The sequence below is a fragment of the Cupriavidus mimosae genome, from assembly GCF_023952485.1.
Lineage (GTDB): Bacteria > Pseudomonadota > Gammaproteobacteria > Burkholderiales > Burkholderiaceae > Cupriavidus > Cupriavidus taiwanensis_C.
The window spans coordinates 11,634-36,072 of sequence record NZ_JALHRY010000011.1 but is presented as its reverse complement, the minus strand read 5'-3'; the positions used below and the strand labels follow the sequence as shown (position 1 = coordinate 36,072).

Annotated in this window: 20 protein-coding genes; 9 read left to right on the top strand and 11 right to left on the bottom strand. The window is 69.5% G+C overall.

Features of this window, described 5'->3' with window-relative positions; genetic code table 11:
* Positions 1-14 precede the first annotated feature (14 nt).
* Positions 15-1,430, bottom strand: coding sequence for a 3-isopropylmalate dehydratase large subunit (leuC, locus tag MKD50_RS20180; protein ID WP_252668414.1), 1,416 nt, complete (start codon positions 1,428-1,430; stop codon positions 15-17).
* A gap of 134 nt (positions 1,431-1,564) precedes the next feature.
* On the opposite strand from leuC, the gene MKD50_RS20175 reads away from it, so the two are divergent.
* On the top strand, positions 1,565-2,419 hold the full coding sequence (locus MKD50_RS20175) for an IclR family transcriptional regulator domain-containing protein (RefSeq protein WP_252668413.1): 855 nt from the start codon (positions 1,565-1,567) through the stop codon (positions 2,417-2,419).
* Positions 2,420-2,431: 12 nt separating this feature from the next.
* Here the strand turns inward: MKD50_RS20175 and MKD50_RS20170 are convergent, their stop codons facing one another.
* From MKD50_RS20170 to MKD50_RS20155, 4 genes are all read right to left on the bottom strand, one after another.
* Positions 2,432-3,280, bottom strand: a complete 849-nt coding sequence (locus MKD50_RS20170; RefSeq protein WP_252668412.1) for a dioxygenase family protein — start codon at positions 3,278-3,280, stop codon at positions 2,432-2,434.
* 21 nt (positions 3,281-3,301) lie between these two features.
* Entirely contained in the window at positions 3,302-4,936 is a 1,635-nt protein-coding gene (locus tag MKD50_RS20165; RefSeq protein WP_252668411.1) for a class I adenylate-forming enzyme family protein, read from the bottom strand.
* Positions 4,933-5,730, bottom strand: coding sequence for a citryl-CoA lyase (locus MKD50_RS20160; RefSeq protein ID WP_115706141.1), 798 nt, complete (start codon positions 5,728-5,730; stop codon positions 4,933-4,935). Before MKD50_RS20160 ends, MKD50_RS20165 begins: the two co-directional genes overlap by 4 nt.
* A 150-nt stretch (positions 5,731-5,880) precedes the next feature.
* On the bottom strand, positions 5,881-6,186 hold the full coding sequence (locus MKD50_RS20155) for a hypothetical protein (RefSeq protein ID WP_115706140.1): 306 nt from the start codon (positions 6,184-6,186) through the stop codon (positions 5,881-5,883).
* Positions 6,187-6,432: 246 nt separating this feature from the next.
* On the opposite strand from MKD50_RS20155, the gene MKD50_RS20150 reads away from it, so the two are divergent.
* Positions 6,433-7,089, top strand: coding sequence for a TetR/AcrR family transcriptional regulator (locus tag MKD50_RS20150; RefSeq protein ID WP_252668410.1), 657 nt, complete (start codon positions 6,433-6,435; stop codon positions 7,087-7,089).
* A gap of 30 nt (positions 7,090-7,119) precedes the next feature.
* Here the strand turns inward: MKD50_RS20150 and MKD50_RS20145 are convergent, their stop codons facing one another.
* Complete coding sequence (locus MKD50_RS20145) at positions 7,120-8,079, bottom strand: hypothetical protein (RefSeq protein ID WP_256503812.1); 960 nt, start codon at positions 8,077-8,079, stop codon at positions 7,120-7,122.
* 382 nt (positions 8,080-8,461) lie between these two features.
* Here MKD50_RS20145 and MKD50_RS20140 point away from each other — a divergent pair, with 382 nt between their 5' ends.
* Positions 8,462-8,893, top strand: coding sequence for a hypothetical protein (locus MKD50_RS20140; protein ID WP_252668409.1), 432 nt, complete (start codon positions 8,462-8,464; stop codon positions 8,891-8,893).
* 66 nt (positions 8,894-8,959) lie between these two features.
* On the opposite strand, the gene MKD50_RS20135 is transcribed toward MKD50_RS20140, so the two are convergent.
* The 3 genes from MKD50_RS20135 to MKD50_RS20125 all read right to left on the bottom strand — a co-directional run bounded on the left by MKD50_RS20135 (position 8,960) and on the right by MKD50_RS20125 (position 12,188).
* Positions 8,960-9,247, bottom strand: a complete 288-nt coding sequence (locus tag MKD50_RS20135) for a helix-turn-helix domain-containing protein (RefSeq protein ID WP_115706213.1) — start codon at positions 9,245-9,247, stop codon at positions 8,960-8,962.
* Between the two features lie 201 nt (positions 9,248-9,448).
* A complete protein-coding gene (locus tag MKD50_RS20130; protein ID WP_240073834.1) occupies positions 9,449-11,707 on the bottom strand; it encodes a xanthine dehydrogenase family protein molybdopterin-binding subunit in 2,259 nt (752 codons plus the stop codon).
* Positions 11,708-11,723: 16 nt separating this feature from the next.
* Positions 11,724-12,188, bottom strand: a complete 465-nt coding sequence (locus MKD50_RS20125) for a (2Fe-2S)-binding protein (RefSeq protein WP_115706136.1) — start codon at positions 12,186-12,188, stop codon at positions 11,724-11,726.
* Between the two features lie 320 nt (positions 12,189-12,508).
* On the opposite strand from MKD50_RS20125, the gene MKD50_RS20120 reads away from it, so the two are divergent.
* On the top strand, positions 12,509-13,612 hold the full coding sequence (locus MKD50_RS20120) for an acyltransferase family protein (RefSeq protein WP_252668408.1): 1,104 nt from the start codon (positions 12,509-12,511) through the stop codon (positions 13,610-13,612).
* On the opposite strand, the gene MKD50_RS20115 is transcribed toward MKD50_RS20120, so the two are convergent.
* Both MKD50_RS20115 and MKD50_RS20110 read right to left on the bottom strand, forming a co-directional pair.
* Positions 13,609-14,496 (bottom strand): c-type cytochrome, encoded by an 888-nt coding sequence (locus MKD50_RS20115; protein WP_115706134.1) that lies wholly within the window; start codon positions 14,494-14,496, stop codon positions 13,609-13,611. The two genes, MKD50_RS20120 and MKD50_RS20115, sit on opposite strands and share 4 nt — an antisense overlap.
* A 98-nt stretch (positions 14,497-14,594) precedes the next feature.
* The gene (locus MKD50_RS20110; RefSeq protein WP_252668406.1) at positions 14,595-14,993 is read right to left on the bottom strand and encodes a nuclear transport factor 2 family protein; all 399 of its coding nucleotides are present in this window, start codon (positions 14,991-14,993) and stop codon (positions 14,595-14,597) included.
* A gap of 398 nt (positions 14,994-15,391) precedes the next feature.
* Between MKD50_RS20110 and MKD50_RS20105 the strand changes: the two genes are divergently transcribed.
* From MKD50_RS20105 to hutG, 5 genes are all read left to right on the top strand, one after another.
* Positions 15,392-18,775, top strand: coding sequence for a diguanylate cyclase (locus tag MKD50_RS20105; protein ID WP_252668404.1), 3,384 nt, complete (start codon positions 15,392-15,394; stop codon positions 18,773-18,775).
* 103 nt (positions 18,776-18,878) lie between these two features.
* Positions 18,879-19,580 (top strand): histidine utilization transcriptional repressor HutC, encoded by a 702-nt coding sequence (gene hutC, locus MKD50_RS20100; protein ID WP_172582611.1) that lies wholly within the window; start codon positions 18,879-18,881, stop codon positions 19,578-19,580.
* 272 nt (positions 19,581-19,852) lie between these two features.
* Positions 19,853-21,538: a urocanate hydratase gene (gene hutU, locus MKD50_RS20095; RefSeq protein ID WP_252668402.1), complete on the top strand. Its 1,686-nt coding sequence runs from the start codon at positions 19,853-19,855 to the stop codon at positions 21,536-21,538.
* Positions 21,539-21,638: 100 nt separating this feature from the next.
* The gene (locus tag MKD50_RS20090; RefSeq protein ID WP_115706131.1) at positions 21,639-22,958 is read left to right on the top strand and encodes an MFS transporter; all 1,320 of its coding nucleotides are present in this window, start codon (positions 21,639-21,641) and stop codon (positions 22,956-22,958) included.
* Positions 22,955-23,947: a formimidoylglutamase gene (gene hutG, locus MKD50_RS20085; RefSeq protein WP_252668400.1), complete on the top strand. Its 993-nt coding sequence runs from the start codon at positions 22,955-22,957 to the stop codon at positions 23,945-23,947. Before MKD50_RS20090 ends, hutG begins: the two co-directional genes overlap by 4 nt.
* Positions 23,948-24,439 lie beyond the last annotated feature (492 nt).

The following is a 24,439-nucleotide window of genomic DNA, read 5'->3' as shown; positions in this document are numbered from 1 at the left end:
GGCTTCCTCTGCTGTTACAACGCGCGGACATCGACGAAGTGCCCCGCGACGGCGGCCGCGGCCGCCATCTGTGGGCTCACCAGGTGGGTGCGCCCGCCCGGTCCCTGCCTGCCTTCGAAATTGCGGTTCGACGTCGATGCGCAGCGTTCGCCCGCGGCAAGGCGGTCGTCGTTCATGCCCAGGCACATCGAGCAGCCCGGCTCGCGCCATTCAAAGCCCGCCGCGACAAAGACCTGATCGAGCCCCTCGGCCTCGGCCTGGGACTTGACCAGCCCCGAGCCCGGCACCACCAGCGCCTGCCGGATGCGCGGCGACACATGCCGGCCGCGCACGACTTCCGCCGCGGCGCGCAGGTCTTCGATACGCGCGTTGGTGCACGACCCGATAAAGACCTTGTCGACCGCGACCGCTTCGATCGGCGTATTCGGCAGCAGGCCCATGTAGCGCAGCGCCGCCTCGATGCCCTTGCGCCGCACCGGGTCGCGCTCGTCGCGCGGATCGGGAATGCGCTCGCCGACGGGCACCACCATTTCCGGCGACGTCCCCCAGGTCACGTGCGGGCGGATGGTGGTGGCATCCAGGTCCACCACAGCGTCGAAGGTCGCGCCCGGGTCGCTGCGCAGCGTGCGCCAGTATTCGACGGCCGCGTCCCACATCCGGCCCTGCGGGGCCTGCGGCCGTCCGCGCAGGTACTCCAGCGTGGTCTCGTCCACGGCGACCATGCCGGTGCGGGCGCCGGCCTCGATCGCCATGTTGCACACCGTCATGCGCGCTTCCATGCTCAGGCCGCGGATGGTGCTGCCGGCGAACTCGATTACATGGCCGGTCGCGCCGGCCGTGCCGATGCGACCGATCAGCGCGAGCGCGATGTCCTTGGCGGCAACACCCTTGCCCAGCTCGCCGTCCACGCGTACCAGCATCGACTTCGGCTTCTTCATCCACAGGCATTGCGCGGCCAGCACCTGCTCCACTTCCGAGGTGCCGATGCCGAACGCGAACGCCGCAAACGCGCCGTGGGTGGAGGTATGCGAATCGCCGCAGGCGATGGTCATGCCGGGCAAGGTCGCGCCGCGTTCCGGCCCCACCACATGCAGGATGCCCTGGCGCGGATCGTCCATGCCGAAGTTGGCGATGCCGTTCTCTTCGCAGTTCCGGTCGAGCGCGTCGACCTGCGCGCGGCTCACCGGATCGGCGATGCCCTGGCTGCGCGCGATGGTGGGCACGTTGTGGTCGGCGGTGGCCAGCACCGAGGCGGCGCGCCACACCTTGCGCCCGTTCAGGCGCAACCCTTCGAAGGCCTGCGGGCTGGTCACCTCGTTGACGAGGTGGCGGTCGATATAGACCAGTGCGGGGCCGCCGGCTTCCTGGTGGATCACGTGGCTGGCCCAGAGCTTGTCGAGCAGGCTCGCGGGGCGGTTGGGTTCGGTCATGATGTCTCCTTGCTGGTCCTCGATTCAGTGCTGCGGCACGCCTCCCCATTGCGGCACCGCTCTGGCGCCGCTCGGACGCCGGCCACGGCGCCCGCCTTTTGTTCCGGCCTGGACGTTGCGGATAGAATGCGTGCATGACGTCCGCCGCCAAACCCACCGCCCCCGTCGACCACGACACTCCGCGCAAGCTCGAAGAAGGCCACCGCGACTACGTCGCGGCGCTGGCGCGCGGACTGGCGGTAATCCAGGCGTTTACCGACACCACGCCGGAAATGACGCTCAGCGAAGTCGCCCAGGCCACCGGCATGACGCCCGCCAGCGCGCGCCGTGCCTTGCTGACGCTGCAGGCGCTGGGCTACATCGGCGCCAACGGGCGGCGCTTCGTGCTGCTGCCCAAGGTGCTGTCGCTGGGTGCCGCCTTCCTCAGCTCGATGAACCTGCGCGACATCGTCCAGCCCTTCCTGCAGGAAGTGGCCGAGCGCTTCCGCGACTCGGTCTCGCTCGCCATCCTCGACGGCGACAGCGTGGTCTACCTGGCGCATGTGCCCAGCCAGCGGCGCATCGCGTTCCGCGCCTCGGTCGGCTACCGGCTGCCGGTGCATTGCACCTCGCTCGGCCTTGCCTTGCTGGCCCATGCGCCCAAGGCCCAGCAGAACAAGGTCCTGGACCAGGCACCGTTCCAGAAATTCACGCCGAAGACGCTCAGCGATGCGGATGCGCTGCGCGCGGCGCTGGCACGCACTCTGGAACAGGGCTATGCGGTCCAGGAAGGCCAGCTCGAACTCAACGTCCTGTCGATCGCCGTGCCCGTGCGCGACCCCCAGCAGCGCGTGATCGCCGCCATCAACTGCTCCACCGAGACCGAGCGCACCAGCCCCGAAGAGCTGGTCGCGACACGGCTGCCGGCACTGCGCGAGGCGGCCGCGATGATCGAAGCCGCCATCCGCCGCGCGCCCACGCTGGCGCATTCGATCCTGGCGGCCTCCTGAGCTGCGCACGGCTCAGAACGCCACTGGCGCCATCTCGGGCTCGATCAACACCTCCAGCATCACCAGCTGGTTGCCGTCTCGCTCCGGATGGGGCCCGACCTCGACGATGTGGTCGTCGATGGTCGAGAAGATGCAGTCGACCGGGTTGGCGGGGTCGCCCTTGAAATAGATCTGCGAGGTCAGCGTGCGGTATCCCGGCTGCACCACCCGGTAGTGGATATGCGGCGCGCGCTGGCGGTTGCGGCCCAGGCGCCGCATCAGCACGCCCACTTCCGTGTCCTCGCGCCCGATGATGTAGCCGCCCGGCCGCACCGTGAAGATCCGGAAGCCGCCCTCGGCATCGCAGCGCAGCTTGCCGCGCAGGTTGTCTTCCGACTGGGAGTCGTCTTCGTTCTCGTAGCGCCCAAACTGGTTGGGCTGCCACGCGATCAGCGTCGCGCCCGGCACCGGCTGGCCCGTGCGCGCATCCAGCACGCGGCCGCGCACCTCGAGCCGCTGCCCGGGCTCCTCCGCCGTCGCCAGGTGGCAGGGGTTGCTGCCTTCGGCAACCTGGTCCTTGGGGAACGGGCCGGTCACGTTCTGCGGCGTGGCTTGCTTGCCGGTGCGCGCCAGGTCCAGCGCGCGCATGGTCAGGCCCATCATGTCGCACAGCATGATCAGCTCATCCTGCGCGGCCACCCGACCCAGCCAGGCGGCAATGCGGTAGAGCTGCGCATCGGTCAGCTGCAGTTCGTCGAGCATGGCGTGGAAATGCCGAAGCGCCACGCCGAATTGCGCCTGCAGGGTAGCGTCCGCGCCTGGCGCGCCGGTGCACATGGCGGCCAGCGCGCGCTGCAGGGTGTAGTTGTCCTGGGTGCTCATGGTTGTCTCCTTGGTTCGCGCTTATTGGCCCGTGGCTGACAGATCCACCGCGCGCGCCAGCAGTGTCCGGTCGGCCTTCAGCTTGTGCTTGGCGGGCTTGTGCGTCGGTGTGTGGGGGATCGCCTCGACGGTGGCGATATAACGCGGCAGCTTGTGCACGGCCAGGCGACCGCGCGCCCAGTCGAGCAGTTCGGCCGCATCGGCCGACTGGCCCGGGCGAAACTGCACCGCCAGCAGGATTTCTTCCTCGCCAAGTTCCGCCGGCACACCGATGGCCGCCGCTTCTTCCACTGCCGGGTGCTCGCCGAAGATGCGATCGAGCTCGGCGCCCGACACGTTTTCGCCCTTGCGCCGGATCACATCCTTCTTGCGCGCAACAAAGACGTAGTAGCCGTCCTCGTCCTGGCGCACCAGGTCGCCGGTGGCGAACCAGCCGTCGCGGAACGCCGCCTCGGTCTGCGCCGGGTCGCGGTAGTAGCCTTGCATCAGCGTGGGCGTGCGGATCAGCAATTCGCCCTCGCCGCCGGGAGCCACTTCGCCGCCCTCGTCATCGACGATGCGGGCCTGCGGCACCGGCACCGCCGGATCCGGATGGGGCGAGATCAGGCCCATGGTGCCGAGCTTGTGTGGGCCGTCGAACGGATTGGCGATCACGCCCGGGATTTCCGTCATGCCGTAGCACTCGATCAGGCACGGCACGTGGAACTCCTGTTTCATCACACGCACCATTTCCCCGGTCTGCGGCGCGATAAACATCTTGGTGATGCGGTGACCGGGCACGAACTCGGCCCGCGGGCGCCGGGCCAGGATGCTGCCGGCCGCCGCGACCAGGTTTACCTCCGTCGCGCCGGTCTCGGCGGCAAAGCGCCAGAACGACGACGCCGAGAACCTGCGCATCAGCACCAGGCAGCCGCCGCAAGCCAGCGCCCCACCCACCGAGTACATCAGCGCATTGATGTGGAACAGCGGCATCACGCACATCACGCGCTCGTCGGGCTGCAGCTGCAGCCGGCCGACGAAGGCCTCGGCGGTCAGTACATAGCCGCGGTGGCTGTGCATCGCGCCCTTGGGAAAGCCCGTGGTGCCGGAGGTGTAGATGATCAGCGCGGTGTCCCGGTCGCTGCCGTGGTCGGCAAGTTCATTGGTGTCCGCCCCCATCGACTGCGCCAGCGTCGGCACGCCATGGTCGCCTGGCTCGTTGGCGCACAGCCACACTTCGCCGCCGAGCGCGCGGGCGATGGCCGCGCCGGTTTCCAGCGTGGCCGGCGCGCACACCAGCCCGCACACCTGCGCATGCTGGAACACGTACAGCGCCTCGTCCAGGCGGTATTCCGGGTTGGCCGGCACCATGGTCGCGCCGATGCGCGCCAGCGCAAACATCAGCACGACCGTGGACGGATGGTTGGGGGACAGCACGCCGACCCGGTCGCCACGGCGCACGTGCATGGCCTGCGCCAGCCATTGCGCGGCCTGCGCGATCCGGGCCTCGAGCTTGCGATAGCTCCAGGTCTCGCCCTCGAACAGCAACGCCGGCTTGTCCGGATGCGCCGCCACGCGGGCCGCGAGGAAACCGGTCAGCGTGAAGTCGTGCGCCGGGTACTGCCGGAGCACCTCGAGCGGCGCCATCGTGCCGATGTGGCTGGCGGGCGCGTTCATGATGCTTGCGCCGGCGCGGCGCTGTAGGCGATGGCGTGTTCGGCGGCATCGGCCAGGATGAAGCCGATGGGCTGGCGGCGTTCCTCCTGCAGATGGGCGATCAGGCTGGCCACGCGCGCCAGCAGCGGCACGCCCTTGAGCGCGGTGGCGGGATAGCCGGCGTCCAGCAGGACCGCGGGGATCGCGCCCGAAACATTGAGCGGGAGGGGCTTGCTGTAGTGCTCGGGTACCGCGGCTGCGACCGCTTCCAGCGCGGCCACGTGGTCGCCCGCGATGCCCAGCTCACGCGCAATGGCCAGCAGCCGGTGCGCGCGCGGGTCCCCCAGCTTGTGCGTCGGATGGCCAAAGCCGGGCAGCGGCTTGCGCGCCTGGCGCACGGCCCGGACCACCGAGTTGGCGCTCTCGGCCAGCGTGCCGTGTTCCCGGCCGGCAAGCACCTCCGCGAGCAGTTGGCCCGCGGTTTCCGATGCGCCCAGGATCACCGAGCCACAACCCAGCACGCCAGCCGCCACGGCGCCCTGCAACGCATCCGGCGCGGCGGCCAGCGTCATGCGCGCGGCCTGCACCGAGGGCACCAGGCCATGCTCGGCGATCGCGACGAGGCAGGCATCGGTGATTGCCACCAGCTTTGCGTCGGGCTCGCGGCCGGTCAGCAGGAACAGGAAGTAGGCAGTGAAGCCGGTCTTGCCGATCAGGGCCTCGCTCAGGTCTTTGCCATGTACCGACACGCCGTGGATATCCACCTGCGCGATGCTGGTCTGCCCGGCTGCCCGGGAGTGTTTCGCGTCCGTCACGTTGCCTCCAATTTTTGCGCTATGCGCAATGTAATGCGGTATGCGCATTATTTTAGGTGGGGGTGCGGGCCTCCGCAAGAACGGTAAACCCTCACCCGCGCCATCGCCACATGCACCGGGACTGCACTTCGGGCAGGACCGGCTTCCCGCTCAGGCGCCATCCGTGAACGGGTCGGCGCTACCAGTCCTGGCGAGCGCGCCATCCGTGAACAGATCCACCTGGCGCACGGCGCCGTCGGTGAACACATCCATCTGTCGCGCGCCGTCCGTGAACGGATCCGCTTTGCGCACGGCAATCCGGCGGAACTGTTCGTCGGCCAGGCGGCCGGACTGCGAACGCTGCAGGGCCTCGGCGACATGCCCCCCGTTTGTGTAGACGTCCGGGGCGCGCACGGCAGCTTGCGCCCCGGCCGCCATCACCACCATGAGGATTGCGCCAATCGATGCCTTTTTCATCACTTGCTCCTTTCCAATCTAAGTAGAACTCTTGTGTCGGCCGGGGCCTGCTGCCCCGCGCGTCCCGCGATCCAAACATAGTAAAACCGTACCGTACGGTACTAAATAAATCAGAAAGGGTTGCTCAAATTTTTTGAAGGACGGCACAACGCATCGGCGCGCACTTGGGTCGCGCAAGCATTTGGTAGACTGCACGTGGCGCCGGCGCCCGTCCCTGCTACCCCTGCTACTCCGATGGCATCACCCGTGAGCGTTACTCCCCTGCACCGCCCGCCCCAGCGCATGACCCGCCGGGGCGAAGAAAAGCGCGCCCTGATCCTCAGTACCGCTGCCGACATGTTTCTCGAGCACGGCTACGACGGCGTCAGCCTCGACGACATCGTCAAGGCATGCGGGGGCTCCAAGACCAACGTCTACAGCTATTTCGGCGGCAAGGACGGCTTGTTCGTGGCGGTGGTGGAACGGCTATGCGACCGCTTCCTTGAAAAGACCGAGAAGAGCGTGGATGTGTCGCACTGCGAGGCGGCGGAGGGGCTCGACAAGATCGCCCACAGCTTCCTGCAGTCGTTGCTGGAGGAACGCCACCTGGCCTTCCTGCGGTTGATCTTTGCCGAATCGCGGCGTTTTCCGGCCTTGGGTAACGCCTGGTATACGCGCGGCCCGGCGGCGACCTGCGCCTATGTGGCGGCGTTCCTTGGCAGCCAGCAGGCCACAGGCACGCGGCTCTCGGCCAGCCCCGAGGTCAGCGCCAGGCTGTTCCATGGCATGGTGCTGGCCAGCGTGCTGCACCGTACGCTGGCCACCGGCATCCGTCCGGACGACACAGAGATCGATGCGCTGGTGCGTGACGCCATTGCGGTAATCGTGCCGGCCGTCGATGTCGGCTGTGCCCGGAAGCGGTAGCCCCGGCGCTGCGGGGACAGGCGCGCAGGGCTAGAAGCTCGCGGCAAGCCCGAACGACACCCCCGAGACGTTGTTCCCGAAGACATAGCGCACCACCGCGCGAATTCGGGTCACGAACACTTCGTGGGCGCTGGTGTCGAGTTCCAGGCCGGTGCCCAGCGTGGTGAGGTAGTTGAACCCCAGCGCCCCCGCCTGGTTGCCGAGGTAATGCGAGTGCGACAGCTCCAGCACGTAGCGCACCGGCCGGTCGAGCGCGCGCAACCCGGTTGGCGCGCGCCAGCGCGCGTACAGGCTGGCGGTCTGCGCGACGGACGAGGCCTCCAGGCCGGACGAGTCGCCGAAGCTGCGCAGGTAGATGTTGGTATAGCGCAATTCCACGTCGATATCGCGGTTGTCGCGGTGGCTTTCCCAGTCGAGCATCACCGATCCGCCCAGGCCATAGGCATTCATGACGCCGTCGTCGAGGAAGGCGATGTCGCGCTCGGTCTTGTGCTCGACCGCGAACTGGGCGATGGACAGGTCGCTGGCGACGCGGCCGAGCGAAGCATTGAAGATGGGACGGAACACCAGCTCCTTGCTGGGAATCAGCGGAAAATCCCAGCCGACGCCAACGGTGCCGGCGAAGGTGTTCCACTTGGCCGGCAGCTTGCGGGATTCCAGCCCGTTGGAGGCAACAAAGGCGGGGTCGTAGCGGTTGTAGGCGATCGACCCTTCCAGATAGAGCGGAAACGACTGGCTCAGCGTAAAGCCCCCGCCGAGCTGCCACAGGGTCAGGTCAGGGTTGTCGGTGCTGGCACTGCTGATGGAAAGCGAGCTCGACGCCAGGTCCGGTACGACCGCAAACGACATCAGCGTCAGCACCGCACTGGCGTGCTTCTGCACATTGGTGCCGACCACGCGAAACGCCGGCTCGGTCTGCGCCAGCGCGGGCACCGGCGCGGCCGCAAGGCCGGCCAGCAACATCAACACCAGGGGGCCTTGCGCTCGCATCGATTCCCTCATCCGGTCCTGGGCCATTGCACGCTATGTCAGCATCGTGACAACAGCGTCATCGGCAGCTGGTCCAGGCTGGCGGACCGTGGCGTCACGCTGTCTGGGGGCCATGGTGGCGGAACTGCCGCGTCTGCAGAAGTGAATCTTCTTGCCGCGGAATTAAAGGAAATGAAAGATGCCTGAAACCGGTGTTCGCGGCCGCGACGGCGCGCTTGTAGGAGCAATTCCGGCATCTCATCGGCGCCAGCCCGACAGCGCCAAGCCTGGCCGCTGCCTAGACTGGCCTTGTCGCCGCAGGCCCGCCAGGCCGACATGTGCGGCATACGTCGCGCCGGGCCCCACAGGCCGGCGCTTCCGACCCTAACCCTGGAGGTATTCCATGGATCCGAAACAACCCGCTCGCCATACCCGAATCGCCAGCGTGATTGCGGCAGGCCTGGCAGGCCTCAGCTGCGCCGCGGCCCTCGCACAGACCGCCACGCCTGCCACCCCCGCCACACCGGCAACCCCCGCCGCGCAGGGCATGCCGGCAACGCCCGCAACCCCTGCAACGCCTGCCGTGCCGGCCACCGCGGCCAGCCCCGCCGGCCAGGGCACCGCTCCCGGCGTGACCCAGATCCAGCCGCCGAAGGACCCGCTGGTCGAGCGTCGCGAGGCGCGCCGCGAGGCTGCCGCCGAATACAAGGCGAAGAAAAAGACCGCCAAGGGCGAATACAAGGACGAAGTCGGCGCTGCCAAGCAGGAGAAAAAGGTCGAGAACAAGGCTGCGGACGCTGCCGCCCGCCAGGAAATGACCGCGCCCAAGCAGTGACGCAGCGGTCGCGGCGCACACCGCCGCACCAATGCAAACGGGCCCCGCGGGGCCCGTTTTGCCGTGTCAGTCGGCCAGTCCGCTGGCGTCGATATAGCCCAGCGCTTCGGTAACGGCGCGCCGCGCCTTCAGCACGTAGCAGACCCGCCGCTCCTGGATCGACAGCGCCAGCACGTCGGCCTGCACCAGTTCCGAGAACACATGGCCGGCGCGCCCCAGGCTCAGTCGCGCCACCTGCGCCAGGTCGGAGGCCGGCAGCCCGGCCTCGCCAGCCTCGAGCAAAGCGCGGCAGATGCGGATGCGCGCGGGCTCGGTCATCAGCGCCAGCGTCAGGGTACTTTCCTGGGTCTCCATGATCACACCTCGGTCTCCGGGCACGGCACCCGGGCCGGGCGATACGCGGCGGCGGGGGCGATGCGGGGGTCACTCTTGCCGCGCAGCCTGGCGCGCGGTTTTCCCCGTTCTACGCGGCTCGCCCCGCAAAGGCAATAGGTGCTGCCACGGCCGGGCGGACACTGGCGCGATTACAACAGCGCCAGTGCCGTCCGGCCGCGCTCAGGCCATCACAAACGGCAATTGCCGCTGGCGCTTGCCGGTCAGCGTGAACAGCGCATTGGCCACCGCCGGCGCGATCGGCGGCACGCCGGGTTCGCCCAGCCCGGTTGGGTTCTCCTGAGACGGCACGAAGAACACGTCCACCACCGGCGCATCGGTGATGCGCGGCGGCGGATAGTCCGCGAAGTTGCTGTTCTTCACCGCGCCGTTCTCGATCTCGATGGCAAACCCGGGCCGGGTCATGGCCAGCCCGAACACGCACGCACCCTGGATCTGGGCCTCGGCCGACAACGGATTGACCACGCGGTTGGCATGCACGCCGGCGGTGACGCGATGCACGCGCGGCTCGCCCTTCACCACCGAAACGTCGACCACATAGGCCACCACGGTGTTGAACGACTCATGCACCGCCACGCCCCAGGCATGGCCCTTGGGCAGCTTGCGCTTGCCATAGCCGGACTTGTCCACGGCGAGCTGCAGCGCGGCGCGGTGGCGCGCGTGCTTCTTCTCGTCGAGCCGGGCCAGGCGGAATGCCACGGGATCCTGCTTCGAGGCCGCAGCCATTTCATCGGCCAGCGTTTCCTTGACGAAGGCGGTGTGGGTGTTGCCGACCGAGCGCCACCACAGCACCGGCACGTCCACCTGCGGGTGGTGCACCGACATCTGCAGCGGCAGGTCGTAGTCGTTCTCGACAATGCCCTCGGTCATGGTGGCATCGACGCCGTTCTTGACCATGAAGGGCTCGAACGGCGTGCCCTTCAGGATCGACTGGCCGACGATGGTGTGCTGCCAGCCCACCACCTTGCCCTGCGCGTCCAGGCCGATGCGGGCGCGGTGCAGATGCAGCGGGCGGTAGTAGCCGCCGCGGATATCGTCCTCGCGGCTCCACACCACCTTGAGCGGCTCGCTATGGCCCGCGGCGACCCAGGCCTTGAGCACGTTGGCGGCTTCGACGATGTAGTCCGAGGTCGGCACCGCGCGCCGGCCGAAGCCGCCGCCGGCCATCATGGTGTTGAGCACCACCTTGTCCGGCGCCAGCCCGAGCGTGCGCGCCACCGCGGCCTGGTCGACGGTCTGAAACTGCGAGCCCACCCAGACCTTGACCGACTGCACCTTGCCGCCGGCCACCTCCGGCTGCAGCGTGCAGTTCAGCGGCTCCATCGGCGCGTGCGCCAGGTACGGGAAGCGGAAGTCGGCCTCGATCTTGCGCGGCGCCCGCTGGATCGCCGCGGCAATATCGCCCTCACCCGCGCGCGCGACCGTGCCCGGCTGGCCGGCCAGCTTCGCGTATTCATCGAACAAGGCCTGCGATGATACTTTGGAGCCGGCGTCCTCCCACTGGAGCTCGAGCGCATCGCGGCCCATCTTGGCGGGCCAGTAGCCGCTGGCGATCACGGCCACGCCGCTGCCGCCGCGGTCGACCGGCACCTGCAGCACGCCACGCACGCCCTGCACCGCACGGGCCTTGTCGGCGCTGAAGCTTTTTACCTTGCCGCCGAAGCGCGGCGGTCGCGCCACCACCGCCACCACCATGCCCTTGAGCCGGGTGTCGATGCCGAACGGCGTGGTCGCTTCCATCTTGCCGCGCGCATCCAGCCGCGGGGTGGGCTTGCCGACGATGCGGAACTGCGCCGGGTCCTTCAGCGTGACCTGCTGCGGCACCGGCAGCTCCATCGCCGCCGGCGCCAGCTCACCGAAGGTGGCGCGCTGGCTGCCGGACGAGATCACGCCCTGCTCGACCTTGCAGCTGGCCGGATCGACCTTCCAGCGCTGCGCCGCGGCCGCGACCAGCATCGCGCGGGCGCGCGCGCCCAGTTCGCGGTACTGCTGGAACGAGTGGTTCAGCGCGGTGGAGCCGCCGGTCATCTGCATGCCGAAGCCGGGGTCCTTGTACGGATCGCCCGCCGGGGCGAGTGCCGCGCGCACGTTGCGCCAGTCGGCATCCAGCTCTTCGGCCAGCGCCATCGGCAGCGCGGTATGCACGCCCTGGCCGAATTCAAGCCGGTTCACCGCTACGGTCACGGTGTTGTCCGGCGCGATGATCAGGAACGCCTGCGGCGGTGCCGGCGGCGCCTTGGGCTTGGCGCCTTCCTGCGCCTGCGCCAGCGGTGCCACGCCCAGCGCCAGCCCGCCGCCGGCCAGGCCGGTCAGCTTCAAGAAACTGCGGCGGTCGAGCGTCGCCACGCCGGCGTCGGCACGTGCTTCGCCGCTGTTGCCTGCCTGGCCGCCAGCCAGGGCTTCGATGCCTCGGATACGCATATCGGTTCGCTCCTGCTCAGGCCAGCGCACGGGCGGCGTCTTTGATCGCCGCGCGAATGCGCTGGTACGTGCCGCAGCGGCACAGGTTGCCGGCCATGGCCTGGTCGATGTCGGCATCGGTGGGCCGCGGCTTGCTGCGCAGCAGGCCGACGGCGCTCATCACCTGGCCGTTCTGGCAATAGCCGCACTGGGCGACATCGTGCTTGAGCCAGGCGTCCATCACGGCGCGCCCGACGCGGTCGGTGCCGATGCCTTCGATGGTGGTGATGCGCGCCCCGGCGACCGCGGAGGCCGGCGTCACGCAGCTGCGCGTGGCCTGGCCGTTGACGTGCACCGTGCAGGCACCGCACGCGGCCATGCCGCAGCCGAACTTGGTGCCGGTCATTTCGAGGTTGTCGCGCAGCGCCCACAGCAGCGGCGTGGACGGGTCCACGTCGACTTCACGGGTCTTGCCGTTGACGTTGATGGAGAGGGTGGTCATTTGGGGGACACTCCTTGGGTACGTTGCCCGCTGGTCATTGCCTGTGCGCCGCAGCCTGGCGCAACGGACAAGTGAGGATAGTGCAATTTTCGGCACCTTGCCGGACGCTTTGCGCACTAACGTGCCCGTCAGCGCCGGTTGCACGAACTTTGTGCAACGAACGGCTGTCCCTCATGGATTGCCTTGCCATCCCGGCGGGATTCCGGTGTGATCCGGTTCCCGCCGCTGAAACAGTGCCATCGACTATTCCAGAAAATTCGTTTCCCGCAGCCGGCACGGCCTCGGCTCCGAACACCGCTGCCGCGCCCGGCACGGCCGCCTTGTCAGCGGCCCGCACTCGCACCGCATCGTCACCTTCGATAGCGCGGCTCGACAGCATCCAGGCCCTGCGCGGACTGGCCGCCGCCATGGTGGTGATCTACCACTCCGGGCTCACGCTGGGCGGCGCCAACGCGCCGGTGCTGAACTGGCTGACCCACAACGTGATCAAGCGCGGCCATGTCGGCGTCGATGTGTTCTTCGTCATCAGCGGCTTCATCATCGCCTGGGTCGCGGTGCTGGCCCGGCCCCGGCCGGAGCGCCCGCTCAGCTTCATGATCCGGCGCCTGTGCCGGCTGGCGCCGCCGTATTGGACCATGTCGGCAATCCACGCGCTGCTGCTCAACCCGGTCACGCCGGCGCTGTTCGCCGCGTCGCTGGCGTTCCTGCCGACATCCACCGGCCATGCGCCCTACTACGGCTATCCGGCGCTGTACGTGGGCTGGTCGCTCAACTACGAACTGGCGTTCTACGCGGTGTTTGCGCTCGGGCTGCTGCTGGCCGGGCGGCGCGCGCTGCTGGTGGTGCTGGGGGTGTTCGCGCTGTTCACGCTGGTGCTGCCGTGGTGGCGCTTCGGCACGCTGGTGGCCGATCCCGCCCAGGGTTATGCGTTCGCTTCACCGTGGCTGGCCATGGTCAGCAATCCGCTGGTGCTCGAATTCCTGCTGGGCTGCGCGCTGGCATGGGCCTACGCGCGCTGGCGCCACTTGCTGACACCGGCGTCCGCGCTGGCAATGCTGGCAATCGGCAGCGCGGCGTTCGCGCTCTCGCTGCCGCTGGTCGGGCCGGATTTCAGCCTGGCGGGACGCGGCTTGCCGGCGGCGCTGCTGGTGGCCGGCGTGGTCGCCGCCGAGCACACCGGCATGCTGCGCGTGCCGCGCGCGCTGATCTGGCTGGGCGAGCTGTCCTACGCCCTGTACCTGACACATCCCACCGTGATCGAAGCGGTCAAGCGCCTGCTTCCCGAACTGAGCCCGGACCAGACCGCCATGCAGCTGCTGCGCTTTGCCATCGATGCCGGCCTGGCGCTGGCGCTGGCCTGGCTGCTGCACCGCTGGGTCGAGTTGCCCGGCATCGCGGCGGGCCGGCGGCTGGCCCGTGGCTAGGATTGCGGCAAGCCCGCCAGGAACAGGTACAGGGCCGTCAGCTCGGTATCGTTCATGCGCCCGAAGGAATCGAACGGCATCACCCGGCTGAGCGCGGTGCCGTCGGGCCGCTTGCCGCTGCGCATCATCTCGATGAACGCCGCGGGCTCGCGATACCGGGCCATCGCGCCGCCGGGCACGGGGCGCAGGTCAGCGGCCGCGGGCCAGTCGGGCGGCGCCCCGGGGATCTTGCCGCCACGGAATGCCGGCCCGTGGCAGCCCAGGCAGACGTTGGCCACGTAGGCGCCATAGCGCGGCGTCGGCTCCGGCACCAGCGCGGCCTGCGCCGGCAGGCTGTGGTCGATCTTGGACGCCGCGTCCTGCACCACCCCCACGCCATACAGCGCGCGCACCAGCCACGGCATGGTGATCTCCGCGGGCGCGCCCATCGCCGCGGGCAGGCTGCGCAGGTAGCCGATCAGCGCGCCGAGGTCCTCGTCGCTGAGCCGGTTGTAGTCTTCGCTGGGCATGACCAGCAGCGGACGCAGCGAGGGCGCCACGCCATGGCGGATGCTGCGCACCCAGTCCACCGGCTGGTAGGCGGCGATGGCCGGGTTGGCGCGGGTCAGGTCCGGCGCGCGCACACGCAGGCCGCCGGGGTCGTCGATCACCTGCTTGCCGCCTCCGCCAGCGCCGTGGCATTCCATGCAGCCGCGCGATTCATACAGGTACTTGCCGTGGGCGATGGCGGCGGGATCCTCGCGGATGGCAACGGGGGCGACCGGGACTTCCACCACGCGCTGTGCCTTGCGCTCCCCTACCCATGCCGCGCCGTACGCCGCCGCGGCCACCACGACTGCCGTGCCGGCAAGCCCCCATGCCGCCATCCGCAGAACCCGCGCCATTTGCCTTCCCCTGTCCGCCGCACTGGATGCCGCAGCTTGCGGCCAGTGCCCCGGGGGCTGTCGGTGGGAAAGGCAACATAGCGCAGCGCCGGCGGCGTTCAGGCGAGCCCGGCCGGGGCGCGGTCGATAAAGCCGGTCATGCGCGCCAGCCGGCCGTCGGCCGACACCGTGGCAAAGTCGGTGCCGACCACCAGCGCGGCTTCGCCGGCGGGGCCCAGCTCCCAGGTAAAGCGCAGGTGCTCCCCGTGCGCATCGACCGGGCTCACGCGGGTAAAGCGGAAACCGGGAAACTTCGCCTGCACCGCGGCGATCATCGCATCGATGCCGGCATGGCCGTCGCCCCGCATCAGCGGATCGACATAGCAAGCCGTTTCCGTCCACGCCGCCACGATCAGCTCGCGCCGGCGCGCGGCATCGGTCTCGTTCCAGGCCGCGAGGTAGCGGTCGGCAAGCGTGGCGGCGTGTTCAGCCTGCGGGGACTGGGTGGCAGCGGACATGGCATTCTCCTTGGGGTTGGGTGGTCAGGCTCTCGGGGCCTGGCGTCAGGCCATGGCTGCATGATCGGCGCGGGGGCGCGGCGGCGCGATTACCGGGGAGGTTATCGGCGGCAGATCGGCGGGCTGATCGGGGGCAGATCGGCGAGGCATGCGGCAGCCCGGACCGGCCCGCTCGCACCGGAATTGCGGCCCCTACCAAAAAATCGCCCCCGACACCAGAGGCAAGTAACCCCCAACCTGCCCCCTGTCCTGCCAATGGCCACGCGCTTATCTTCGCTACATTGCCCCTACGCTGGGCGGCAGTCTGTCCGGGCGTTCCGGGGGGCATGCCGCCGGGCGCGCCGGTCACGCCGCCTCCTTCCAACCCGCATCGCACCGCCTTTGCCTCGTTCTCGTCCATGACGCCCGACACGGCCCCGCCGAGCCACCCGGCCGCCCCAGCCCCTTCCGCCGCGCCGCGCCGCTGGCTGCCCTTGCTGCTGGCCGGCGCCTGCTACTTTGTGCTGGCGGCGGCGGCGCTGTGGCTGGCGCGGCTGCCCGGTACCGTGGCCTCGGTGTGGCTGCCCAATGCGTTCGGGCTGGGCCTGCTGCTGCAGCGGCCGCGCGCGGAGGCGCCATGGCTGCTGGCCGGCATGCTGGTAGCCAGCGTGCTGGCCAACCACGGCGCCGGCGACAGCGTCGGCACGGCGCTGATGCTGACCGGCGCCAACCTGGCGGAGATACTGTCCGCGCTGCTGCTGTTGCGCCTGCTGGACCGGCATGGCGTGACCGGACGCCACGGCCCGCTGGCCGCGTTCGCGGTGATGCTGGCGGTCGGCGGCATCCTGGCGCCGACGGTCGGCGCCACCGCCGGCGCGGCGGCCATCGCCGCGGTCGAAGGCGCCCGCTTCGCGCCGGTGTGGTGGACCTGGTGGCAGGCCAGCGCGCTGGGCATGGCGCTGCTGCTGCCGCTGATGCTGTCGATGACCCGGGTGCGCGTGCGCGCCGCGGCCGCGCGGCCGATGCTGGCGCCGCAGGCAGGCGCGCTGGCGGTGAGCCTGGCCATCGGCGCGTTCGCGCAGTGGCAGGGCCATGACCCGTTCGCGGCGATGTCGCTGCCGCTGGTGCTGCTGGCTCTGGCCGGCAATCCGTTTGCCACCGCGCTGCTGGCACTGGTAGCCACGCTGTGCCTGCAGGCGCTGATGCTGCTGTCGCACCGCCATGAAGCGGTACCGCTGTCGGCGGCCGTCATCATGGTGCTGCCGGTCTGCATCGCCTATCTGACCGAGCAGAACCGGCACGGCCGCGCCAGCCTGCGCAGCAGCGACAAGCGCTTTCGCCAGGCCATGGAGCATTCGGCCATCGGCATGGCGCTGGTCGACATGGACGGGCGCTGGCAGACCGTCAACCGCGCCATGACCGAGCTGCTTGGCTACAGCGCGGCCGAACTGCGCGAACTGAGCTACCAGCAGCTGACCCATCCCGACGACCTGACCGGCGACCTGCGCCAGGTCGCCAACTTGTTGTCGGGCAAGGTCGAGGCCTATCGCCTGGAAAAACGCTACCGCCACAAGGACGGCCACTATCGCTGGGTGCTGCTGGCGGTTTCGCTGGTGCGCGATGAACAGACCGGCGAGCCGCAGCATTTCATCACGCAGGTGGAAGACATCCATGCGCGCAAGCTGGCGCAGCAAGAGCTGGAACGGCTGTCGCGGCGCATCCAGCTGGCCGTGGAAGCCGGCGGCGTGGGCATCTGGGAGTGGGACCTGGCCGGCGCCGGCATCACCTGGGATGCGCGCATGCACGCGCTGCACGGCACCGACCCCGCCGGCGGCGCGCCGCTGTCGGAGCAATGGATCGCGCTGCTGCATCCGGACGATGTCAGCCGCGTGCGCGGCGAGATGCGCCGGGCCATCCGCGGCGAGGCGGCGTTCGACACCGAATACCGCATCGTGCGCCCGGGCGGCGAGGTGCGCCACGTGCGCGCCATGGCGATGGCGACCCGCGGCGCCGACGGCACCGCCCAGGCGCTGGTGGGCACCAACTGGGACATCACCGAGCAGCGCCGGCTGACCGAGGCGCTGTTCGAGGAGAAGGAGCGCCTGCATATCACGCTGCGCTCGATCGGCGATGCGGTGATCTGCACCGACGCCACCATGCACGTGACCTTCATGAACCCGATCGCGGAGCAGCTGACCGGCTGGACCATGGCCGCCGCCAGCGGGCTGCCGCTGGAACGGGTCTTCCGCATCGTCGACGAGAGCACCGGCGAGCCCATCCCGAGCCCGGTCGAGGCCTGCCTGCGCACGCTGACGCCGGCCTACCTGCAGGAAGGCGCGGTGCTGCAGAGCCTGACCGGCGAGCGCCACGACGTGCAGGACTCGGCCGCACCCGTGCTGACCGCGCGCGGCGAGGTGCTGGGCGCGGTGCTGGTGTTCCAGGACATCACCGCCGCACGCGCGCTGCAGCGCGAGCTGGCACGCTCGGCCATGCACGACGCGCTGACCGGCCTGCCCAACCGGACCTGGTTCGAAAAGCGGCTGCGCGAGTCATGCGACGCGGCGCGGCTGCACGGCCATCGCGCGGCGCTGTGCTTTATCGACCTGGATCGCTTCAAGATCGTCAACGACACCGCCGGCCACGGCGCCGGCGACGTGCTGCTGCGCGAGCTGGGCTACATGATCCGCAACCATGTGCGACCGGACGACGTGCTGGCGCGCCTGGGCGGCGACGAGTTCGCGCTGCTGCTCAAGGACTGCACCGTGGACCAGGCCGAGCAGGTGTGCCAGGGCGTGATCGACGCCATCCGCGGGCGCCGCTTCCCGTGGGAGGGGCGCGTGTACGACGTCGGTGCCAGCATCGGCATCGCCGCCATCGACCTGGACGTGCCGCCGGTCAGCGAGCTGATGAGCCGTGCCGACGTGGCCTGCTATGCGGCCAAGGCCGCGGGCCGCAGCCGGGTCTCGGTATACCGCCGCGACGAAAGCGACGCGCGCCGCCACCACCGCGAGCTGGAAGTGGCCGCGGGCATCCACTCGGCGCTGGAGGCCAACCGCTTCCGCCTGTTCGCGCAGGAGATCCGCGCGCTGCAGCCGGAACCGGGCGAGGACGGCAGCGGCCACCGCCATATCGAGATCCTGGTACGCATGGTCGACGAGCACGGCGAGCTGATCCTGCCCGGCGCCTTCATTCCGGCCGCCGAGCGCTATGACCTGATGGGCCACGTCGACCGCTGGGTCATCCGCAACGTGCTGCGCGGCTACGGCGAGCGGCTGGGCGCGGTGCCGGGGCTGTCGGTATCGATCAACCTGTCTGCCAACTCGCTGGGCGAGCCGTTCCTGCTGCCGTTCCTGCATGCCGAGCTGGAAGCCAGCGCCCTGCCCGCCAGCCGCATCCGGCTGGAGATCACCGAGACCGCGCTGATCAACAACATGGCCGCGGCCAACCGCTTGGTGGCGGAGATGCGGCGCGCCGGCTGCACCGTGTCGCTGGACGACTTCGGCTCGGGCCTGTCGTCGTTCGCCTACCTGAAGCAGTTCCCGGTGGACTTCCTCAAGATCGACGGCAGCTTTATCCGGCAACTGGCCGACAACGCCGTGGACCGCGAGATCGTCAGCTCGATCAACGACATCGGCCACCGCCTGGGCGTGCGCACGGTGGCGGAGTGGGTCGAGGACGAACGCACGCTCGATGCGCTGCGCACGATCGGCGTCGATTACGCGCAGGGCTATGCGATCGGGCGGCCGGTGGCGCTGGACGTGTTCCTGGCCGGCTACGCGCAGCGCAACGCGCAGGCCTCATAGCCAGCCGGTCTGCCCACGCAGCGACCGTGATACATTCGGCGCCTGTTCGCGTGGCCACCTGGCCGAAACCAAGGGGAATCCGTTGTCGCTCGTGTCCGACCCGATGCCGGCGCCGCTGTATGCGCGCGTCAAGCAGCACATCAGCAGCCGGATTGCTGACGGCAGCTGGCCGCCCCATCACCGCGTGCCGTCCGAGACCGAGCTGGTCGAGGCGCTCGGCGTCAGCCGCATGACCGTGCACCGCGCACTGCGCGAGCTGACCGCCGAGGGCATGCTGGTGCGGCTGCAGGGCGTCGGCACCTTCGTCGCCGAGCCCAAGCGGCGCACCGCGCTGTATGCGGTCAACAATATCGCCGACGACATCGCCGCGCGCGGGCACCGCCATCGCGCCCGCGTGATCAGCCTGGCGGCCGAGCGCGCCGGCCCGGCGCAGGCCGCGGCGCTGGAGGTTGCGCTGGAAGCGCGGGTATTCCATTCGGTGATCGTCCACTACGAGGACGACGTGGCGATCCAGCTGGAAGACCGCTATGTCAATGCGGTGGTCGCCCCCGATTACCTGGCGCAGGACTTCAGCAGCGAAACCCCTTACCAGTACCTGTCGCGCATCGCCCCGCTGACCGAGGGCGAGCATGTGGTCGAGGCCGTGCTGGCGCTGCCGGAAGAGTGCGAGCTGCTCGCCATCGAACGCGGCGAGCCGTGCCTGCTGATCCGCCGCCGCACCTGGTCCGCCGGCCGCGTGGTGACATCGGTGCGGCTGGTGCATCCCGGTTCGCTGCATCGGCTGGAAGGCCGGTTCACGTCCTGATCCTTGCAGCGGCCGGCGCGCTGGCCCTTACGCTGCGCGGATCGTGATCCCGACCACCGTCGCCGCGCTGCCTCTCGGGTCCAGGTAATCGAGCAGGCGGTTGGACGCCGACTGCCGCCGGTCGCGCGCATAAGCGCCTCAAACGACACAATTGCAGCCAACGCTCTTCGGGAATACCCCGATTCAACCCAACTTGTATATACAGGAATATACATGCCTATGCGTTGACCCAAAGCGCGCGTTCCAGACCCGCAAGTCCGAAGGAGTTTCCCGTGACCCAGACCACCACCCCATCCACCCGTTTCCGCGACACCGAGATCCGCGCCCCGCGCGGCACCACGCTGACCGCCAAGAGCTGGCTGACCGAAGCCCCGCTGCGCATGCTGATGAACAACCTCGACCCCGAGGTCGCGGAGAACCCGAAGGAACTGGTGGTCTACGGCGGCATCGGCCGTGCCGCCCGCAACTGGGAATGCTACGACCGCATCGTCGAGGCCCTGACCCGCCTGGAAGACGACCAGACCCTGCTGGTGCAGTCGGGCAAGCCGGTCGGCGTGTTCCGCACCCACCGCGACGCCCCGCGCGTGCTGATCGCCAACTCCAACCTGGTTCCCCACTGGGCCAACTGGGAGCACTTCAACGAGCTCGACGCCAAGGGCCTGGCCATGTACGGCCAGATGACCGCCGGCAGCTGGATCTATATCGGCAGCCAGGGCATCGTGCAGGGCACGTATGAAACCTTTGTCGAAGCCGGCCGCCAGCACTACGGTGGCAACCTGAAGGGCCGCTGGGTGCTGACCGCGGGCCTGGGCGGCATGGGCGGCGCGCAACCGCTGGCCGCGACGCTGGCCGGCGCCTGCTCGCTCAATATCGAATGCCAGCAGAGCCGCATCGATTTCCGCCTGAAGACCCGCTACGTCGACGAGCAGGCCACCGACCTCGACGACGCGCTGGCCCGCATCGACCGCTACACCTCGCAAGGCAAGGCAATCTCGATCGCGCTGTGCGCCAACGCAGCCGAAGTGCTGCCCGAACTGGTGCGCCGCGGCGTGCGCCCCGACATGGTCACCGACCAGACCAGCGCGCACGACCCGCTCAACGGCTACCTGCCCGCCGGCTGGAGCTGGGACGAATACCGCGAGCGCGCACAGCGCGAGCCGGCCGTGGTTGTGAAGGCCGCCAAGGCTTCGATGGCCGCGCATGTGCAAGCCATGCTGGCTTTCCAGAAGCTGGGCGTGCCGACCTTCGACTACGGCAACAACATCCGTCAGATGGCCAAGGAAGAGGGCGTGGCCAATGCCTTCGATTTCCCCGGCTTCGTGCCCGCCTATATCCGCCCGCTGTTCTGCCGCGGCATCGGCCCGTTCCGCTGGGCCGCGCTGTCGGGCGATCCGCAGGACATCTACAAGACCGACGCCAAGGTCAAGGAACTGATCCCCGACGACGCGCACCTGCACCGCTGGCTCGACATGGCGCGCGAGCGCATCAGCTTCCAGGGCCTGCCGGCGCGGATCTGCTGGGTCGGCCTGGGCCTGCGCGCCAAGCTTGGCCTGGCCTTCAACGAGATGGTTCGCAGCGGCGAGCTGTCGGCGCCGGTCGTGATCGGCCGCGACCACCTCGACTCGGGTTCGGTCGCCAGCCCCAACCGCGAGACCGAGGCCATGCAGGACGGCTCCGACGCCGTCTCCGACTGGCCGCTGCTGAACGCGCTGCTGAACACCGCCAGCGGTGCCACCTGGGTCTCGCTGCACCACGGCGGCGGCGTGGGCATGGGCTTCTCGCAGCATTCCGGCGTGGTGATCGTGTGCGATGGCACCGATGAAGCCGCCGCGCGCATCGCCCGCGTGCTGCACAACGACCCCGCCACCGGCGTGATGCGCCATGCCGACGCCGGCTACCAGATCGCCGTCGACTGCGCGCGCGAGCAGGGCCTGGACCTGCCGATGCTGCGCGGCTGAGCAAAGCTCAAGAACCTGATGTTTTCTCCCCTCTCCCACTTGCGTGGGAGAGGGGAGAAAACAAGCTGATTACACCAAGCCTCACCGGGAGACAATCCGCATGCCATCCAATACCACTGCGCCCGCCTACGATGGTGTAGCCGGCGCCCAGGCCGGCGCCCACACTCCAGCCCTGTCGCGCACCCGCGCCATTGCCGCCATCACCATCGGCAACGGCCTCGAATTCTATGATTTCGTGGTCTACAGCTTCTTCGCCACGCTGATCGGCCGCCTGTACTTCCCCGTCGACAACCCCACCGGCCAGCTGCTGATGTCGTTCGCCACCTTCGGCGTCGGCTTCCTGATGCGTCCGCTCGGCGGCCTGCTGATCGGCATGTACGCCGACCGCGCCGGGCGCAAGCCCGCGGTTGCGCTGACGCTGTGGCTGATGGGCCTGAGCTCGCTGATCTTTGTGGTGACCCCGTCGTACGCGCAGATCGGCATCCTCGCGCCGATCATGGTGGTGATCGCGCGGCTGGTGCAGGGCTTCGCCATCGGCGGCGAGATGGGCGCGTCGACCGCGCTGCTGCTGGAATACGCCGACGACCGCACGCGCGGCTTCTATACCGCCTGGCAGCCCTTCAGCCAGGGCCTGGCGGCGCTGCTGGGCGCCGTCACCGGCCTGGTGCTGAGCAACCTGCTGGCTCCGGCCGAGCTGGAATCCTGGGGCTGGCGCCTGGCCTTCCTGATCGGCATCCTGGTGATCCCGGTCGGCCTGCTGATCCGCCGCCGCCTGGAAGAGACCGCCACGCCCGCGCACCACGGCGAGCACGCCGCGCAATGGCCGCTGCTGCGCCAGCATGCGCGCGAGGTCTTTGCCAGCATCCTGCTGATGATCGGCCTGGCCTCTTCCACCTATATCGTCGTCTACTACCTCAGCAACTACGCCGTCAGCGTGCTGAAGATGCCGCTGTCGCTGGGCATCTGGGCCGGCTGCGTCGCCGCGGCGGTGCAGGTGGCGCTGTCGCCGTTCGCCGGCTGGCTGGCCGACCGCGTCGGCCGCAAGCCGGTGGTGCTGTGGTCGCGCGTGGCGCTGCTGGCGATGGTCTACCCGGCCTTCGTGCTGATCAATGCCGAGCCCTCGCTGGCGCGGCTGCTGGTGGTGGTGGCGTGCCTGTCGGTGCCGATGTCGATGACCGCGCCGGCGTCGATGGTGCTGGTCAGCGAGGTGCTGCCCAAGCGCCTGCGCGCCACCGGCCTGTCGATCGCCTATTGCGTCGCCATCGCCATCTTCGGCGGCTTTGCCCAGTACTTCTCGACCCAGCTGATCCAGGCCACCGGCAACGCCAACGCCCCGGCACTGTACGTGATCGGCTGCGGCCTGGTGTCGTTGCTCGGCCTGCTGATGGTGCCCGAAACGCTGGGGCGCCGGCTGAAATGAGCGACCTGGCAGAGTTCGCGCCGGCGACCGACGCCGCGGCCGCCACGGCCGCCGCCGGCCACGAGACGGTCTGGCGCGGCCGCCGCGATACCGGCGAGGCCGGCGACACGCGCCGCCTGTTCGATATCGTCGCCGGCCCCGCCACACCGCGCACGCCCGGCGTGCCGGTGCTGCTGGGCTTCTGCTGCGACGCCGGCGTGGTACGCAACCAGGGTCGCTCCGGCGCAGCCGCGGCCCCCCGCGAGATTCGCCGCGCGCTGGCCGGCGTGCCGGCACACGGCATCGGCCGCCTGATCGACGGCGGCGACATCCACTGCGAAGGCGATGCGCTGGAACCCGCGCAGCAGCGGCTCGGCCAAGCCGTGGCCGCCGAACTGGCGGTCGGCGCCTGGCCGCTGGTGATGGGCGGCGGCCATGAAGTGGCCTGGGGCACGTGGCAGGGTCTGCGCATGCACCTGGACGCGCGCGGCGACCGCGGCCGCGTGCTGATCGTCAATCTCGACGCGCACTTCGACCTGCGCGCCAGCCGCCCCGGCAGCTCCGGTACGCCCTTCGACCAGATCGCCGCCGACTGCCGCCAGCGCGGGCTGCCGTTCGACTACGCCTGCCTCGGCGTCAGCCGGCTGTCCAACACCGCCGCGCTGTTTGCGCGCGCGCACGCGCTGGGCGTGCGCCATGTCGAGGACACCGACATGCAGGAGCGCCACCTCGACGCGCGCCTGGCGGACCTGGAGCGCTGGGTTGCCGATGCCGACCACGTCTACCTGAGCATCGACCTCGACGTGCTGCCCGCCGCAGTCATGCCCGGCGTCTCGGCCCCGGCCGCCTACGGCGTGCCGCTGGCGGTGGTCGAGGCCATCGCCACGCTGCTGCGCGACAGCGGCAAGCTGCGCGTGGCGGACCTTGCCGAGTTCAACCCGCGGTACGACCGTGACGGCTGCGGCGCCCGGGTCGCGGCAAGGCTGTGCTATCGCCTGCTGGGCGGCTGAAACCACCACCACCGCCAACGCCCCGACGGTGTACTCCCTCTCCCCTCACGGGGAGAGGGAGCAAACCCGCTCTCTTTCGGTCGTTGTCACTACCCAATCCCTCGGGTTTACACCTATCCGCACGTTCGGATTACCGAACGCCCCTCCGCGCATCCGATCCGGTTTCCCGAACCGTGCGCCGGCATCACATCATTTTCTCCTTTGCATTCAAGAGCTTGCACCGCCTCCGCGCGACCTTCGCGCTGGCACGGCGCGTGCAATATAGGCCGCCGCTCACAGCGCCAGACAGGTACGCCGGCACGCCCCCAGCGTCCCGGCCGATGCCAAAAAACAAAGGAGGACACACCCATGACCGACCCCGCCTTGCCCACCCCCGTCGCCATCCCGGCGCACCCCCGGCACCTGTTGCCGCGCTGAACCCTGACACGGCCGGCCCGGCGCCCCGACGTCGCCCAGCCTTCCTGCAATACACAGTCGCCCGTCCCGTCACCG

What these genes read in the sequence shown, in the direction of transcription:
- MKD50_RS20135 (WP_115706213.1), bottom strand. Translation starts at nt 9,247, where the DNA reads ATGGAGACCCAGGAAAGTACCCTGACGCTGGCGCTGATGACCGAGCCC.
- MKD50_RS20115 (WP_115706134.1), bottom strand. Translation starts at nt 14,496, where the DNA reads ATGGCGCGGGTTCTGCGGATGGCGGCATGGGGGCTTGCCGGCACGGCA.
- MKD50_RS20090 (WP_115706131.1), top strand. Translation starts at nt 21,639, where the DNA reads ATGCCATCCAATACCACTGCGCCCGCCTACGATGGTGTAGCCGGCGCC.
- MKD50_RS20110 (WP_252668406.1), bottom strand. Translation starts at nt 14,993, where the DNA reads ATGTCCGCTGCCACCCAGTCCCCGCAGGCTGAACACGCCGCCACGCTT.
- MKD50_RS20165 (WP_252668411.1), bottom strand. Translation starts at nt 4,936, where the DNA reads ATGAACGCGCCCGCCAGCCACATCGGCACGATGGCGCCGCTCGAGGTG.
- hutG (WP_252668400.1), top strand. Translation starts at nt 22,955, where the DNA reads ATGAGCGACCTGGCAGAGTTCGCGCCGGCGACCGACGCCGCGGCCGCC.
- MKD50_RS20145 (WP_256503812.1), bottom strand. Translation starts at nt 8,079, where the DNA reads ATGCGAGCGCAAGGCCCCCTGGTGTTGATGTTGCTGGCCGGCCTTGCG.
- MKD50_RS20155 (WP_115706140.1), bottom strand. Translation starts at nt 6,186, where the DNA reads ATGAAAAAGGCATCGATTGGCGCAATCCTCATGGTGGTGATGGCGGCC.
- hutC (WP_172582611.1), top strand. Translation starts at nt 18,879, where the DNA reads ATGCCGGCGCCGCTGTATGCGCGCGTCAAGCAGCACATCAGCAGCCGG.
- MKD50_RS20125 (WP_115706136.1), bottom strand. Translation starts at nt 12,188, where the DNA reads ATGACCACCCTCTCCATCAACGTCAACGGCAAGACCCGTGAAGTCGAC.
- MKD50_RS20175 (WP_252668413.1), top strand. Translation starts at nt 1,565, where the DNA reads ATGACGTCCGCCGCCAAACCCACCGCCCCCGTCGACCACGACACTCCG.
- MKD50_RS20140 (WP_252668409.1), top strand. Translation starts at nt 8,462, where the DNA reads ATGGATCCGAAACAACCCGCTCGCCATACCCGAATCGCCAGCGTGATT.
- MKD50_RS20170 (WP_252668412.1), bottom strand. Translation starts at nt 3,280, where the DNA reads ATGAGCACCCAGGACAACTACACCCTGCAGCGCGCGCTGGCCGCCATG.
- MKD50_RS20130 (WP_240073834.1), bottom strand. Translation starts at nt 11,707, where the DNA reads ATGCGTATCCGAGGCATCGAAGCCCTGGCTGGCGGCCAGGCAGGCAAC.
- leuC (WP_252668414.1), bottom strand. Translation starts at nt 1,430, where the DNA reads ATGACCGAACCCAACCGCCCCGCGAGCCTGCTCGACAAGCTCTGGGCC.
- MKD50_RS20105 (WP_252668404.1), top strand. Translation starts at nt 15,392, where the DNA reads ATGACGCCCGACACGGCCCCGCCGAGCCACCCGGCCGCCCCAGCCCCT.